Below are 15,957 nucleotides of genomic sequence, written 5' to 3'. Positions count from 1 at the left end.
TTCAACCCCCTTACATCTCGTGTCATTCCCAGCCAAACAGCCAGGTAATGACACTTCCTGCTTACCGCTGCTGTCACACGATACCTGCTCTCTCTTTATTCAGCACTCATCCACTCTTTCCTCCGCGCGTAACACCCTGTAATAGTCACCGTGCAGCTTTGCATCTAGAGTTTATGCGGGCCTTGATCGGCGCAGCTATACTCAGACAGGGCAAGCACAAAATCCCCCTGCCCGGTCGGGACAGGTAAACGACGGATGATCAACGCATACGTCATTGCAGTTACCTGACAAGGAAACACTTTAAGCGGAAACCGTTATGAGCGATAAGAAAAAACGTAATAAGCAACAACAAGGCGAACTGGTAAACCCTAAGTATTTGAAAAAGAATATGAAGAATGCACCGACGGCCAATAATGTAAAATGTTGGACAGGTGGTGATGACTTCCAACCCATTGAGCTGGCAACCCAACGCCTGAAAGAAATGTTTGTGGAAATGGGCCAGAAAACCCGTATTGAACGCGGTCAGCAGCCCGCAGAGCGCGCTGTATTTCGTAAGCAGCACGGCATAGCCTATGGTAAATTCGAGATCCACAGCAAACTCGATAAAGCGCTGCAGGCCGGCGTATTTGCCAACCCCGCCAGTTACGACTGTGTGGTGCGCTTTTCCAGCGATACCACGCCGAATAGTCCAGATCTGCATACCACTTTAGGGGTCGGGATCAAATTGTTCGGTGTGAAAGGCAAAAAGTTGCTGGGTGACAGCGACAATGTCGACTTTATTATGCAGAACATCGACCGCTTCTTTGTTCGCGACGCCTCACAAATGTGTGCCTTTACCACTGCCGGCGTCATCGACCGCGACTACCCGGCTTACCTTAGCGAAAATAAAGAAACAGCCGACATACTGGACGAGATGACCAAACCCGAGGCCAGTTGCCTGAGTACTCACTACTGGGCAATACTGCCATTTAAACTTGGCGAGCAGAATGTCGTTAAATACCGTATTCGTCCGGTTGATACCTATCGGGGCTCACCTGCACAAGGGAATGACTATCTGGCGGAGGACTTGCAAATTCGCTTGCGTCAGGGAGAAGCCAAGTTTGTGTTTGAAATCCAACGTCGCCCACCCAATGCGTCCGAGGAAGACTTCCCCATCGACAACGCCATGGTGGTGTGGCCAGAACAGGATGCACCGTTCGAACCAGTTGCAACCCTGACACTGCCGCAGCAAGATATCTGTGCCATCGGCCAGGCCGAGTTTGGTCGCAATCTGGCTTTCAATATCTGGCGAACCCTGGCCGAAAACGAGCCACTGGGATCTATTGCTCAGGCCCGAAAAGTCGTTTATCAGGCCAGCGCCAATACCCGCCACCAGGCCAATGGCCAGCAGATGAACGAGCCCAATGCTATCGACCCAAAGTTTACCCCTAACAGCGATGAAGACAGCAATTGTATTGTCCGTGCCGGTATCTACCCGCCCATTGGCGTAATGCGAGTAGGCAGCAGTAAAGAGTACTTTATTGGCCCACAAGTACCTAACCCCAAGCCGCGACTTGAAGAAGATGCCTATCGCGATGACCAGGGTCTGCTTAAGCGTCAGGCGGCTGAGTTTCGTATATACGGCTTTAACGCGGCTGGCAAACCGGTTAAAGAGCTGACTATGGATAACGCTAGGATTCACTGGCAAGTGCACCTGGCCAATCAGAAGTCGTCCTGGTATGAATTTCAGTTGGCACTGGATGTGCCGGAAGCCGCCGACGCGCCGCCCAGTCTGCTGCGCAACAATAATGTTGCTGATCGCAACCGTTTGCTAATTGATGGTGGTACGCACAAGCTGAATAAAGCCAAAGTGGAAGATGGCCCGCAATTCCACGGCGAATTTATGGGCGAGGAAGTCTACCTGGGTGAGCTTAAGTCAGATAAACAGGGCCGCCTGATTGTACTTGGCGGCAATGGCGTATCACGTAATATTAATGGTGACATTGCCATTACCTTTGCCAATAACCAGGGCTGGCACGACGACATTTCTGATGGTCCTGTTACCGCCGAAGTTGAGTACGAAGGCGTTAAATTGCAGGTTGACCCGGCCTGGGTAGTGTGTGCACCACCTGATTATGCACCAATGCAAAAATCCGTACGTACCATGTGGGACCTTATGCGCTCTGTTGCCGTTAATGCTGGTATGTTGACCCGTCCGGCACGTCCGTCTTTTAAGCACGATATCTTGCCCATTTTCGAGCGAATGACCGACTTGCAATGGGTCAACGCAGGTTTTGCTGCCGGATTTGGATTTAAAGCGCCTTTTAACTACACCAGCGAAGACTGGAAAGCCAAACTGGGTAATCCGTCTCCCGCCTATAAAGAGCTGCGTCGTACCCTGTCGAACAACTTTCGCCGTTATGGTCAGCCAGGTGCACAGGCCGCACAGCTTTGGCCCTGGCTGTATGGCGATGCGCTGTCTATTCCATCAACGGGTTCGGAGCGTCAGCACTCGACGCTGTCAGCACTGCAGTTGTCCTTCCTGGACCAATGGGTTGAGGGCGACTTTACCGCCGATTATATCGACCCTGCAATTTGCCCACATGCCGCTGAGCCAGACGACATAGATAAAGTGCCAGTGGCGGAGCAACCGGATATGCTGACTCGCGGTGCATTAGATTTCTGTCTGGCCGACGCTTTCCACCCTGGCTGTGAAATGACCTGGCCAATGCGTACTGCCGGCATGTATATGGCGCCGTTTAGGATCAAACATGCCGATAAAGGGATCTGTAAAGACACCACCTATTATGGCGCCCAGATCAACGGTGATACCATTACTCTGGCGCAGGGTCCGATCCTCGGAGGTCAGGTGGCCGGTGGTATTACACGCTGGATGGCAATCCCCTGGCAAACCGACACAGCCAGCTGTCGCGATGGCTACACGCCTGAATACGACCCGTATCTGCCTACCTTCTGGCCAGCACGAGTGCCGAACAACATCTTGAATGTGGCACGGTATGAAGAAGCCATCAACCCGGCACTGGACCCACAAACCCGCGTTGAGGCATTCAATTACCGTACCGACTGGCTAGATGCCCTGCCCTTGTATGGCCAACCAGCCACCTATACCGCACAGATCAACAGCATGATCACCAACTTCGATAAGCTGGCTGTGGTACAAGGCCGACCGGGCGCAGCAGACGATGCAGATCTGCCGGATACCATGCAAGTTGGGATCACAGCTGAAGACCACCGTAAAGGCCTGGCCAGTGAGACCGAAACCACAGCGCAGGGCAAGCTGCAAACCATTGCTGAGCTGGCAGCCAATCTGGTACCCAGCCCGGATGGCCGAGATGCGGAACGACCAGTGATGGCAACGTCGCGCTCGCGGGTCGACCTCGGGGTCATAGAAAAGGTCAGCCGCTTTGCCGTAAATTTCCCTAAGGACTTTAAATAAGGTCATACGCAATGACACAGGTAAAACACTGTCAGATTGCGATTATTGGCGCCGGGGTGGCAGGCTGTATTGCCGCCCTGGCGCTGAGTCGCCACTTTCAGGTATTGTTGATTGACAAGCAATCTGCCTGCCCCGACAAAGTAGGTGAATGCCTGCCGCCGGCTGCGGCGCGGATCTTGCGAAATTTAAACCTGCTCAGGGAATTTGAGCAGCGCCAGGATTTGCATATTCCAAATTATGGTATTCAAAGTCGCTGGGGGGCTGAGCAAAGCGTCGTCAACGACAACCTCAGTAATCCCGATGGCCTGGGCTGGCAACTGAACCGAGCCGGATTTGAAAACTGGTTGCGCGAGCAGGTCGTCGCACAAGGCATTGAGACACTCTGGCCCGCCAAATTACTGGATGCACAGCCAGGCAGCGACGGCTGGCTGCTGTATCTGGCAACACATACACAGAACAACCAACAAAGCATCGCAGTCCCCTGTCACTTCGTCATTGACGCAACCGGACGCCACAGCGCGTTTGCCACTAAACTTGGACTTAAACGCAAAGTGTTGGATAAACAAATAGCGCTGTGGGCAAGTATGACATGCCATGAAGCTAATCAACTCGCACACATAGAATCCAGCCCAGATGGTTGGTGGTATAGCGCCAAGTTGCCTGTACAACGCCGCGTCTTAGCGCTGCAAACCGACAGCGACCTGCTCAACAAAGGCCTGCAACATGACCTGACTCAGTTTTGCCACCAGGCCCGTGCACAGCCCGGACTGCGGGCGCTACTTCCACAAGGTATTGAACAATCGGGCACTATACAGCTGCATGGGGTGGTCTCCGCCAACAGTACTTGCCTGACTCAGGTTGCCGGACACCGCTGGGCCGCGCTGGGTGATGCTGCCTGCAGCTTTGACCCTTTATCGTCACAAGGTATGTTCAATGCCATGGCAACCGCCATGCAGCTGGCCAACAGTCTCACCGAGTACGGTCTGACCGATGCCAGCGCTGCCATTGAAATTACACGCCTTCATCAGGCACAGATTAAATCAATCTGGCAACACTATCTGACGCATCGTACCCACTACTATGCGCAAGAACAACGCTGGCCCGATTCCCCCTATTGGCAACGGCGCCAAATACACGAAAACGCCGAGTTCAGTTGAGCCCGGCGTGAGGTTCGCAATTCAAGTTCGTTTTATGGTTGCGCACTTGGTGTGAGCAACCCAGTCTTTACTTGACGATCAGCTGATCTTCATAGGTATAGATGCTGTTTGGATCCGTCAGATTAAAGACCTTCACCGCCATAGTTTTACCCACTGCGTTTTCACATTCCAGGATTTGATACAGCACTGGATGCTTCGCCTTGTTGTCAATGACGGTATCCAGAGTAAACACGTCTGAATGGAATGGACCCTTGCGGTCTTCACCATGGAACAAGCCCAGAGAAACACCGCGATCTGCAAGGACGCTGCAGCGTGCATCATTATTCTGGTTGTCCACAGTCAATCGGCTGCTGATGCGATACGCCGTATGATAACCATATGAATAAGGTTGATAAACAAAGTCACCTGCTGGTGTCAGTTCAACCTGCCAGTCGACAACTGGTGCACCCGGCACGTTAACCAGTACCTTGTACCAGTCACCCGCCGCATCATAACAGCTGACATGCAGAACCTTCTTTTCGGTCAGTGTCGCTTCAGGGATCGCAACACCCATTTCAACTGTATTGCGATCCGCAATCGTCTTCACACCCAGGTTAACAATATGACGACCATCATTTGCAGAATACAGGTTTGCAGAGTCACAGTAAGCACCTTCACCACGCAGTACAAGTTGCGCTTCAAAGTTGTGCGCAAACTCACCTGTCAGCAAAGCCGAGCTAACCGGACCTGATGTGTAGTTAGTCAGGCGCTCGTAGCCGTCTGTATCAAATACATTCTGATACGCGGTAGCCTGGCTACCAAAAGCACTGAATAATGCAGCGGCTGCTAGTGATAAAGATAAGGTTTTCATGTTTATGTCCTTTTAGAAAGTAACGAGTAAAAATAGTGATGTTTAAACTTCGCAGTGCAGAGCCGATATTCACGTGAATGCCGAACACTTGCTTGCTAACTGAGGTCACCATAGCAAGAGAAATTCACGTCCGACAAATTTCAAAAACAAGTAGGCTTACTTGTTTAATTCATAAAAATATCCAATTAATTCATTACCATAAAAAGACTTATGACTAGCATCCTAAGCATTGCACAGTTTTGCTTAGTGTTTCAAAACTCGTCCCTAATAGACCCTGTTTTATTCTGTTCAAAAAATAATGAAACTTCATCATGGGAGGGTTTTTCTCTCTTTCATAAGCGGGCAAAGCTTGATCTACGACAAATAAATTTGTCACTCAAAAGCAAAATTTCTCGTCGAAATGTGGCTTGCACAACAGCACCAAGCGCCCTACTATTTGCGTGTTTTCTGAAGATAGCCAATCCGAGTACATCGCGGTGGTGTGTTTAGCATGACGGTCAATGAGCCGGTCATGATGTGGTCACCCCGTGGCAAGGCGATAGAGCAACTATCCAGGATCTGTAACTGGTTCGGGTAAAGGTAATACGCTGATGCGTCGTCAATACCTGAGTCGCTTTGCTCAAGACCTGAAGGGGTGATCCCGTGCACCACAAACAAGCATGGATCACACAGAGCCTGCAGGTCGTAATTCGCTGATACTATTTGGAGTCGCTATGCCTATTCAGCCTCAAGTACAAAATTTTGATATCGACGCTACCCTTGTAACCGATTTGGTTGCGCAGTACGGTTCACCCCTGTTGATGCTCGACTGCGAGCAAGTACGCAACCAATACCTGGCACTTGCCGAAGCGTTGCCTGGCGTACGTTTACACTATGCGTTAAAACCTTTGCCTCATCCGGCAGTAGTACGCACTTTGCTGCAACTGGGTGCCTGTTTTGACCTGGCAACCAGCGGTGAAGTCGACCTGGTCCGTGAGCAAGGGGTTCCGGCTGAGTGCACGATTCATACGCACCCAATCAAGCGCCGCAGTGACATTGCTGATGCACTGAAGTATGGCTGCCAGGTGTTTGTGGTCGACAACCATAATGAACTGGCTAAGTTTCGCGAATTTGCCGAGCAGGCCGAAGTGCTGATCCGACTGAGCTTTCGTAACAGCGAGGCCTATGCTGACCTGTCGAAAAAGTTCGGTTGCAGCACATTAGATGCAATGAACCTGATCCGTCAGGCGCAACAATGGGGTATTCGGGTTAAGGGTCTGTCATTTCATGTTGGCTCACAAACCGCCAATGCCGACAAATATGTCGCGGCTATTCAGGCGTGCAAGCAGCTGATGGACGACGTAGTAGCTGAAGGGTTGCCTGCGCTAAGCTGTCTGGATATCGGCGGAGGTTTCCCGGTATCGTATGCCAGCAACCAGGTGGATATTCGTGCTTTTTGTGCGCCAATCAACGCAGCACTGGCCGAGCTACCTGAAACGGTGCAGCGTATTGCTGAACCCGGTCGGTTTATTGTTGCCGGTGCGATGACCTGCATTGCGTCGGTGATGGGCCAGGCACAGCGTGAAGGCCGTACCTGGTATTACCTGGACGACGGAATTTATGGCTCTTTCAGTGGCCTGATGTTCGACATGGCATGTTACCCGCTACGTACGCTGAAAACCGCTGAGGTGGTTTACCCAAGCGTACTGGCAGGACCAACCTGCGACAGCATAGATGTGATCTGTGACGCCGTTGAACTGCCGAAACTGGAAGATGGCGACCTGGTTATCACCCGCATGATGGGTGCCTACACCAGTGCAACAGCCACCGACTTCAATTTCTTCAAACGTGCTACAACTGTGGTACTCAATGAAGTGATCCAACTTCACCAGGCCGAATTCGGCAGCTAATCGCCCACCATACAGAGGTCCACTCGGGCCTCTGCTCCTCATTTGTTCACGAATTTACGCAACAAAGCGTCGCGCTGAAATCGAGAAAACGTGCCTGATAGCTTGTCCGATAGACACTGACACTAAACGCGCAATAACTTACGCAGGTTTATTCATAATTGGGTTATAAACCGACGTATCATCCACGGCAGCTACCTCCACCCTGTGTCAATGTTTAAAAATCGAAGCTAAATTAGGGACTGTAAAAGAAAGCATAATCACCTCCATAAACACTAATACTTAGAATGATATATACCACATATCAGACCAGATGAGATTTTTTATTCAATCCGTTTGACTTTTGTTCATTTAAACCTAACTTTTAAAACAACTCGACACACAGAGTTAACCAAATAAAAACAATTACCTTTATGACAACAGGAAAAACGAATGAAACATTCTTTAATTTGCATATCGATTGTAAGTGCCCTATCTAGTGCCGCTGTATCGGCGTCTGAACCCGATTATCAGGGAGCAGCCGCTCAGCTGGCTATCAACAATACCTGTATCGTCAGATTCGACGATAAAACAGAAAAGCTGGACGTTGAGGGTAAGGCCAGAGGATTGCTGGCCCGTGCAAACGCTCAGGCGAAACACATTTATAAACATGCAATGAAAGGCATGGCGGTCAATATGAGCTGCGAGCAGGCACGTGCAACATTTGCCGCTGAGTCTGCCACAATGCGCTTTACCCCAGACGGCGCCGTGTATGCCAGCCCGGCAAAAAAACTCGGAAAGCCAGGTGGTGGTTCGCAAGGCCAAACCATTCCATGGAGTGTGAGCCGAGTGGGTGGCCCTATCGATGGCAGTAACTATACAGCCTGGGTCATAGACACAGGTATTGATGTTGACCATGACGACCTCAATGTGGACAGCAGTCGGGGGTTCAGCGCATTTAGTAAAGGCAAGAATGCCGGCGTTGACGATGGTAATGGTCACGGCACCCACGTTGCTGGCACCATTGCAGCGCTAGACAATGGGATTGATGTTGTCGGGGTCGCAGCAGGCGCTACCGTCGTACCAGTCAAGGTGCTCGACTCCCGGGGTTCTGGCAGTTGGTCCGGTGTCTTAGCCGGTATCGATCATGTCGCAGCCAACGCATCACCCGGCGACTGTGTCAATATGAGCCTTGGTGGCGGCTTCAATCAGGAACTGAACGATGCTGTTGAAAGTGCAGCCCAGCAATCAGGCGCTTTCTTTGTGATTGCGGCGGGCAACGAAAGCCAGCATGCCAGCAATGTCTCACCTGCCAGTGCATCACACCCGCGTGTTTATACTATCTCAGCCATAGATGCCAATGATCGCTTCGCGAGCTTTTCAAACTACGGTAACCCACCAGTGGATTACGCCGCACCGGGTGTCAGCATTTTATCAACGCGTAGTGGCGGAGGCACAACCACGATGTCAGGTACCTCGATGGCATCACCCGCTGCGTGTGCCGTGCTCATGATGAGCAATGGCAACCCCAGAACAGATGGCCGCGCATCCGGTGATCCGGATGGCAATGCCGACAGCATAGTACACTTATAAGTGACTGGCAGTGGTTCGGTCTCTGCACTGATCTGCTGCCAACACCCTGTGGGCAGCATCAATCATTAACCGTGTTAAACCATTCTTCCCTGCGCTTGCATCGACCGCACACCCGCAATCGCCTGCATGATATCCATAAAGTAGACATCCTCCAGCAAGGAAATGACGTCATTCCACCTTGGGTTAAACTCATTGTTCTCCCAGCGCCTTAAGGTGCGCTCCTCGATACCATAACTCGCAGCTGATTCGGCCTGAGTATAACCCCTTAATTTGCGGGCATACTTTAATAGCTGGGCACCGCGCGGCGCTCTTAAAAGATCAAACTGCTCGGCATTGTCTGCGTGCTGCGACGGCATGGACCCTCCCATGGCAAACGGGTTGATCACTGTTTCTGTTGGGATCTTGCAGGTTGCTGTACTGGTCATATCCACTTCCTTACTTTTTTACGCAATCTTGTCATGTGCCCAGTGCAAATCAATGCAACTGGGTCATTATCTACTATCAGCAAAGGCCGTTAACGCGGACTGAATCCTTAGAACACCGCCAATGCGTAATTTATGAAAGATGATAGTGCAATTAATTACGCAGATCAATGCGTAAAATTCAAAAATTTGCGTAAAAATTTGAATTGCCTTTTACCAGACAAGTTCCTATAATGCCGTATTGCTTAAAAATGGGACATCCAAAGGCGTGGTATCAAACAATGGAAAAACAACCTAATACCGAAGCTGACATCTCAGCATTTGCAGAACGCGTTGAATATGCAATTAAGCCTCATAGCATTCGCGCCTTCGCGTCAAAAATTGATATTTCTGAAGGAACTTTACGACGCATATTGAAAGGAGAGGATCCCAAGCTCAGTATTGTTGCACGCATTGCTCAGGTTGCGAATGTCGATCTGATGTGGCTTATTCAGGGTGAAACAACCACAGATTGCCCGCAATCACCCATCATCACTCAGCCTCTGGTTAAACTGGATGAATTTAACGAAGCCTTTGTGTTAGTACCTGGCTATCATGTATCCGTCAGTACCGGCCACGGCGCCTTCAATGACAACGCTCAGGTTGCCCGCCACCTCGCATTCAGAAAGAAGTGGATAGACTATAAAAACCTCGATAAGAGTGAGCTGGCAGTGGTTTTTGCAAAAGGTGACTCGATGGAGCCCACCATTCACAACAACAACACCATTTTGGTTGACTTGAGTGACAAGAAACTCAGCGAAGGCCTGATCTATGTAGTCAGGCTCGGTGAAGAGTTATATGCAAAGCGGCTACAACAGTATCTGGATGGCTCAGTCAGATTGATCAGTGACAATAAAGAATACGTCGAACAGGTGGTGCGCGCTGATGAGCTGGAACAGTTAGAAATCATTGGCAAAGTGGTGTGGATTGGCAAAGATCTGGCTTAAAAGCGGATTTTTTAACAGCCCATATATTCACAGGCAGCGTTACTAGGCTTGTTAAGGTACGGGCGCTCAGTACTGGGCCCCCTGCTCTTTTGCACTGGTTACTATGTCTCCCTGAAAGAGCTGATTGCGCCCGCTGCCACCATTGAGTATGTCATAACCCGTACCACCGGCCAGAATATCGTCCCCATCTCTGCCTTCAAGCACATCTTTATCATCACCACCGATCAGAACATCATTACCGATACCACCAACGAGCTTATCACGACCTGAAAAGCCTCTCAGTTCATCGTTCCCGGGGCCACCAAAGAGCCTGTCTTTACCTCGACCTCCCATTACCTCATCATCACCCTCACCCGCCCACACATGCAGTTCGTTCGTCATGGTACGACCATCGAAGCTATCGTCCCCCGCTTTCAGGTATACGTGAATTTGCTCAACCTGACTGGCATAAATAAACGCACAGCTGGCATTATCAGAGGTTGCCCGCATGATTTTGATGCGCCGCCCATCCGCTGTGAGGCGATAAGTTTCAGCCGCTTCAGTACCAATGATATTTAACACGACGATATGATTTGCAGATTTAGCGGTGCGCAGTGACATACGTTTTAACTCAACCACGGCGCCGCCGCTCAGACCGGTACACACACCGTCTGATGCAGCCGCGTTGCTTACAAAACCAAAGCTTAACGCTGCCAAGCACATTGTTACAAATCGCTCAATCATATCCCTATCTCCTAGCAGGCTTCACTTCTGATGCAGCTAAACACCAAACTCGTTCAATCACTACTTTCACTGTAGCCAGACAGTGTGTACGAAATATGCAGATTACTGGCTAAACCTAGTTTTACACCATGCCTGTTGCCGACCACCTGAAATATAAGGAGCGACTCATCACCGATAAGTCAGCTTCTGTGCAGACAAGCTTGTTAACGTCCGCTCATAATGACCTGCCCATTGTTGTATTAACGCACCGACGCCAAGTGCGCAGAGTGAATAGTTGGCCGTTGTCTTGTGTTTTCGGGTTAAATAGCTCTGCAGTAGCTGGCTATGGGTTTCAAGATCGTGCAACTTACCTAGACTTTTTTGGCTTTTACGTAGTGGCTTAAGTTTGATGCGCCTGAGCCAGGGACGATAAAGAGAAACCACATATCGCAGCACTTTCACTCGGATACGGACACGATGTTGGTGTATCAGGTCAAGCTCAGGTAAATGCTTAATCCGTTTCTTAAGTTTATTCAATTGTCTGACAGCGATCTGGTGCAATGTGCTGCGATACGTCTTGCGTTTTATCGAGAAGTGGACTTCCTTGATTTGTGTCTGGGCTGCAGCAAACTGATGTTGATAGTCGCGGCTATGCCAGTATCGGCGCAGTCGCACACATTGCGAATAACGCAGCCGATTTACCTCGCGGCTCACTTCATTCAAGGCGGATGCCAAAGTAGGACAAAAACGCTCAGTCACAGGCATACGGGCTATCTGTTCACCCAGAACCTGAAAGTCTCTGGGATTATCCGTCGGTCTCGCCAATTGCTTTATACAAAGAGTGAGCTGGTGACGAACGGGTTTAGTCAGCCAGTCACTATGCACTTTGATAAGCGACCGGGCTTGTCGTAAGGCAATACGATACTGGTGCACCGCTTCAGGGTCATGACTACATAAAAACACACGCCGGTTTTGCTCAGCAATTGCAAGGCACCCTAACAATGCGTCAGTAAAAACATGCAGGGGCTTTCCCTTGTCTGGGTTGAACCTAAGTGAACTTGCCGGCACGGGTGATAAATTCATATCGCTTATCCAAATAACAGAGGCTGGCTTGCAGTATTCAGGCAGCCAACTCATACGCAGGATAGGATAAGTATAGCGTATTCAGTAGAGTATGTTTGTGAGTTGGTAGGGTCGGTAAGAGCCTGACATTGCAGGCTCAGAGTTAAGTGCACTATACAGCTGACGTTAGCACATGCACTCCCAGAAACGGTTGCCAGTTTCTGATTCAGCAGGGCGACAACGATAGGTATAAGGTGCACCGCCTGCTACATTAGGGGTCTGTTGATTAGCAAGCTGCTGTGACTCTGCCAGACGTTTTAATGACGTTTTCTTGATTTGAAGTTTCATTTTCTTTTCCTTGAGTTGAATTTTTTATGATAGTTGAATAAATCAACAAGAATAACCTGCCATTCCAAAAACAATAAATCAACAATTATTTTACTTTGATTAAGAATCGTCCGTCATCCATTCCGACATTCTCGTCATAATTTCATCCTCGCTTAAGTCTTCAAGGTGCGTACCAATTGTCCAGACATGACCAAACGGGTCTTGCAGTGTCCCGGCTCTGTCACCATAAAACTGGTCAACGACAGGGCGAAGCTCGGTTGCCCCCGCGGCAATAGCCTGAGCAAATGTGCTATCAACATCGGGCACATACAGCATCAGACTGACTGGTGTCCCGCCCAACTGCTGCGGACTCTTAAAGTGCATACCGGGGCACATATCAGATAACATCAAGTGAGAATCGCCAATTTTCAGCTCTGCATGTGCCACACCACCGTCTGGCATGGGCAGCTGCATAACCAGCTCGGCCGAAAAAGCCTTGCGATAGAACTCAATTGCTTGTGCGGCATTTTCGGTGATTAGATAAGGCGTCAGGGCATGGTAGCCATCGGGTATCGCTGATACTGTCATGGTGATTTCCTCACAGATTGCAGGCAGCGCCAACCTTAACAACGGCATAGATACATGCCCTCCCTTAAAGTGGTACTGCCCGTCAGGCATTTGCATCCCTTAAAGCTAGTTCAGTTCGGTCAAATGTCGAGTGCCAGGCACCAAAGCGATGCCAGCGAATTTTGGTTAGCGCTTTTTCGTCACTGTAAAAAACGCTAAACTAAGTCTTTTTGATGTCCGACAGTGAGAGCATGATGCAACGTAAAAAGCTGGTAAATCACCTCAATGAATATCTAAAGCCTTTTCAAATCAAAGACTATTGCCCAAACGGCTTACAAGTCGAGGGCAAAACTGAGATCCGCAAGGTGATCACAGGTGTCACAGCCAGTCAGGCGCTTATTGACGCAGCGATTGACAGGCAAGCCGATGCCATACTGGTGCACCATGGCTACTTCTGGAAAGGCGAAGACCAGACCGTAACCGGTATGAAAAAGCGCCGCCTGCAAAGCTTACTGGCACACGACATAAACCTGTTGGCCTACCATCTGCCGCTGGATGTCCACCCTGAAGTGGGCAACAATGCACAACTGGGTAAACTGCTAGGCCTGACTGTTGAACGTCCATTGGAGCCCTGGAACAACAACAGCGTGGCAGTAAAAGGCAAGTTAAGCGAGCCCATGGCTGCGACAGATTTTGCTGCTTTGATTGAACAAAAACTGGGCCGTAAGCCGCTACTCAATCAGGCAGGTGACCACCTGATCAAGACCATTGCCTGGTGCACAGGGGGTGGGCAGAGCTTTATTGATCTGGCGGCAAGTCAGGGGATCGATGCGTATCTGACAGGAGAGGCGTCGGAACAAACCATCCACTCTTCAAATGAGCAACAGATCCACTTCTTCGCTGCAGGACACCATGCTACCGAACGCTACGGTGCCAAAGCTTTGGGGGAATATCTGGCAGCACAGTTCGATCTGGACGTCGAATTTGTCGATATCGACAACCCGGTATGACAGCAGCATGGCCAAACACATACAACGTACCCTCAATAGAAATGAAGACCGTAATTTCAGTGAGTTAACGGGTAAATTTAAAAACAACATCTATGGCACATCAAAGGGAAAATTGAGAGAGGCTGTACTCCAAAGAGACCTCACCCAACATGTGTCCTGGCTGGGTGCCGACTGCGAAAAAACAGTGCTTGATGTTGGTGGCGGTCAGGGCCAGCTGTCAATGTTTTTGGCACAACAGGGCCACCACGTCACACTGATAGATATCTCAAAGGAGATGCTGGCTCAAGCGCGAACACAAGCCGACGCCCTGGAGGTCAGTGACCGCATTACCCTGATCCATGCACCACTACAGGGACTGCCGGATCTGAACCTGGGTCAGTTTGATTTGGTACTGTGCCATGCAGTGCTGGAATGGCTAACTGAACAACAACAGGCGTTAAAGCTGTTGTCAGACAGGTTAACCACTGAGGGCTATCTGTCATTAATGTATTACAATCGAGCAGCTCAGCGCATGGCCAACATGGTGTATGGCAATTTTGATTATGTGCTTAACGGTTTGCAGGTCAAGCAGAAAGTTGGCTTAAGCCCTAATCGACCACTGGAGCCGGACGATGTAAACAGTTGGCTCAGTGCTTTACCCCTGAAAAAATTGAGTCAGTCGGGCGTACGTTGCTTTCATGATTATTTGCGGGAACCAGAAAAAGCCAAAAATGAGTTTGACGCACTACTGGCACTGGAACTCAAATACAATCAGCAAGAGCCATATGCCTCACTTGGCAGGTATACACACTTAATGATGCAACACCGCCAAACAACTTCAAGGTAAAAAGAGCCATAAAAAAGACCCTGGCACCTATAATCCAGTGCCAGGGCCGAGACATGTGTTCAGGTCTTTAATCCTGCTGTCATACAGCCACATTGCTCAGCGGATGTATGTCAATGCCAAAGGTCGGGAGAGCAACGATTTAACCGTGGCACAGCACAGCGGAAAAGTCATCCCCTGTCCTTTGAATCATTTTGAAAAGCATTATTTTCAATCACTTAAATCTATATTTTTTGTAGCAAAGTGAGACAATATTTTACCATATAGCTGTGGCCGCTTAGTCGCAACCCCCTGCCCGCCACTGCTTTCGATCACCTCCAGCATCTCCTGGCTGTCAATCAGCGTGTAGAAATAATACGGTGTTTGATTGCCAGTCGCTCTGAGCTGTTGTAACAATTTCAACCCTGCCAAAGGCTCCTGCGCCCTGCCCATATCAGAAATAATCAAGTTGTACTCATACATTTGTAACAGCAACAAGGCTTCGTCAGTGGTTTTCACGGGATAGACACCAATATGGTGACGCTCAAAGTAGCGCTTTTCCTGCAGATTATTCTGAGGGTTGTCGTCCACCCAGAGTATTCGCCCGATAGCATCCTCAGGCTCACCATGGCGCAAGGTCGGCGCCTGTTCAGTGCTATGCGTCATCAGGCCAACGAAGCACAGACAGGCGATCATCAGTACCGGTAACCAGTATCGGGCTGGCAAGGTGTTATTCTCCCGCACAGACATTATTTGCATTGGCTGAGGCGTCATCGAGGAGGTGACAGGGCTGCCCGCCGCACCCACTAAGGAGCCGGCAGCCTGATACTCTGTGACCTCAATGGCAGGTGCAAAACGATAACCCTGACCACGCACGGTAACGATGCAGTTTTGTTGCAGCCCAGCTCGGTTTAACTGGCTGCGCAGATCGGAAACCAGTTTAGGCAGTGACCAATCTGAGACCACCGTATTTGGCCACAGTAATTTGACCAACTCGGCATGCGAACACACCTGAGGCCGACGCTGTAACAGATAGTTGAGAAGCAAAAAGGCGCGGTCATCCAGCTGGGTTGACCGCTCATTGATGATGACGCACTGCGACGCAATATTCAAACGCGCGTTGGCGAATTGAAATTCCATAATTCTGACAATATTCTTGTTATTATCGCACCAGCGTA

General features: G+C 49.9%; 15 protein-coding genes. 7 read left to right on the top strand and 8 right to left on the bottom strand.

All coding sequences use genetic code 11. The annotated features are described in order from the left end of the window. Positions 1-316 precede the first annotated feature (316 nt). Positions 317-3,436, top strand: a complete 3,120-nt coding sequence (locus CWB98_RS22685; protein WP_138546871.1) for a LodA/GoxA family CTQ-dependent oxidase — start codon at positions 317-319, stop codon at positions 3,434-3,436. 11 nt (positions 3,437-3,447) lie between these two features. After that, complete coding sequence (locus CWB98_RS22680; protein WP_138546870.1) at positions 3,448-4,593, top strand: tryptophan 7-halogenase; 1,146 nt, start codon at positions 3,448-3,450, stop codon at positions 4,591-4,593. Between the two features lie 67 nt (positions 4,594-4,660). On the opposite strand, the gene CWB98_RS22675 is transcribed toward CWB98_RS22680, so the two are convergent. Beyond that, the gene (locus tag CWB98_RS22675) at positions 4,661-5,443 is read right to left on the bottom strand and encodes a hypothetical protein (protein WP_138546869.1); all 783 of its coding nucleotides are present in this window, start codon (positions 5,441-5,443) and stop codon (positions 4,661-4,663) included. 432 nt (positions 5,444-5,875) lie between these two features. Beyond that, positions 5,876-6,100 carry a hypothetical protein gene (locus CWB98_RS22670; protein WP_138546868.1) on the bottom strand — a complete coding sequence of 75 codons (225 nt, stop codon included), beginning with the start codon at positions 6,098-6,100 and terminating at the stop codon, positions 5,876-5,878. A gap of 56 nt (positions 6,101-6,156) precedes the next feature. On the opposite strand from CWB98_RS22670, the gene CWB98_RS22665 reads away from it, so the two are divergent. Together CWB98_RS22665 and CWB98_RS22660 are read left to right on the top strand one after the other, a co-directional pair. After that, the gene (locus CWB98_RS22665) at positions 6,157-7,332 is read left to right on the top strand and encodes a type III PLP-dependent enzyme (protein ID WP_138546867.1); all 1,176 of its coding nucleotides are present in this window, start codon (positions 6,157-6,159) and stop codon (positions 7,330-7,332) included. A gap of 429 nt (positions 7,333-7,761) precedes the next feature. Further along, positions 7,762-8,901: a S8 family serine peptidase gene (locus CWB98_RS22660; RefSeq protein ID WP_138546866.1), complete on the top strand. Its 1,140-nt coding sequence runs from the start codon at positions 7,762-7,764 to the stop codon at positions 8,899-8,901. Between the two features lie 74 nt (positions 8,902-8,975). On the opposite strand, the gene CWB98_RS22655 is transcribed toward CWB98_RS22660, so the two are convergent. Beyond that, positions 8,976-9,326 (bottom strand): helix-turn-helix domain-containing protein, encoded by a 351-nt coding sequence (locus tag CWB98_RS22655; protein WP_249364748.1) that lies wholly within the window; start codon positions 9,324-9,326, stop codon positions 8,976-8,978. Positions 9,327-9,604: 278 nt separating this feature from the next. Here CWB98_RS22655 and CWB98_RS22650 point away from each other — a divergent pair, with 278 nt between their 5' ends. Continuing rightward, positions 9,605-10,309, top strand: coding sequence for an XRE family transcriptional regulator (locus CWB98_RS22650; RefSeq protein ID WP_138546865.1), 705 nt, complete (start codon positions 9,605-9,607; stop codon positions 10,307-10,309). A 66-nt stretch (positions 10,310-10,375) separates the two neighbouring features. Here CWB98_RS22650 and CWB98_RS24675 read toward each other — a convergent pair whose 3' ends face one another. From CWB98_RS24675 to CWB98_RS22635, 4 genes are all read right to left on the bottom strand, one after another. Further along, positions 10,376-11,032 (bottom strand): calcium-binding protein, encoded by a 657-nt coding sequence (locus tag CWB98_RS24675; RefSeq protein WP_138546864.1) that lies wholly within the window; start codon positions 11,030-11,032, stop codon positions 10,376-10,378. A 168-nt stretch (positions 11,033-11,200) separates the two neighbouring features. Continuing rightward, positions 11,201-12,094, bottom strand: coding sequence for a CHAD domain-containing protein (locus CWB98_RS22640; protein ID WP_171045728.1), 894 nt, complete (start codon positions 12,092-12,094; stop codon positions 11,201-11,203). Between the two features lie 165 nt (positions 12,095-12,259). After that, positions 12,260-12,421 carry a hypothetical protein gene (locus CWB98_RS24055; RefSeq protein ID WP_171045412.1) on the bottom strand — a complete coding sequence of 54 codons (162 nt, stop codon included), beginning with the start codon at positions 12,419-12,421 and terminating at the stop codon, positions 12,260-12,262. Between the two features lie 99 nt (positions 12,422-12,520). Then, positions 12,521-12,988 carry a VOC family protein gene (locus CWB98_RS22635; RefSeq protein ID WP_138546862.1) on the bottom strand — a complete coding sequence of 156 codons (468 nt, stop codon included), beginning with the start codon at positions 12,986-12,988 and terminating at the stop codon, positions 12,521-12,523. 233 nt (positions 12,989-13,221) lie between these two features. Here CWB98_RS22635 and CWB98_RS22630 point away from each other — a divergent pair, with 233 nt between their 5' ends. Together CWB98_RS22630 and CWB98_RS22625 are read left to right on the top strand one after the other, a co-directional pair. Continuing rightward, a complete protein-coding gene (locus CWB98_RS22630) occupies positions 13,222-13,977 on the top strand; it encodes a Nif3-like dinuclear metal center hexameric protein (RefSeq protein WP_138546890.1) in 756 nt (251 codons plus the stop codon). Between the two features lie 7 nt (positions 13,978-13,984). Then, entirely contained in the window at positions 13,985-14,803 is an 819-nt protein-coding gene (locus CWB98_RS22625) for a methyltransferase domain-containing protein (RefSeq protein WP_138546861.1), read from the top strand. 207 nt (positions 14,804-15,010) lie between these two features. Here the strand turns inward: CWB98_RS22625 and CWB98_RS22620 are convergent, their stop codons facing one another. Then, positions 15,011-15,919, bottom strand: a complete 909-nt coding sequence (locus tag CWB98_RS22620; RefSeq protein ID WP_138546860.1) for a winged helix-turn-helix domain-containing protein — start codon at positions 15,917-15,919, stop codon at positions 15,011-15,013. Positions 15,920-15,957 lie beyond the last annotated feature (38 nt).

The sequence above is a fragment of the Pseudoalteromonas rubra genome, assembly GCF_005887115.1.
GTDB lineage: Bacteria > Pseudomonadota > Gammaproteobacteria > Enterobacterales > Alteromonadaceae > Pseudoalteromonas > Pseudoalteromonas rubra_F.
The sequence above is the reverse complement of the archived record's forward strand: the minus strand, read 5'-3'. Positions and strand labels throughout refer to the sequence as shown.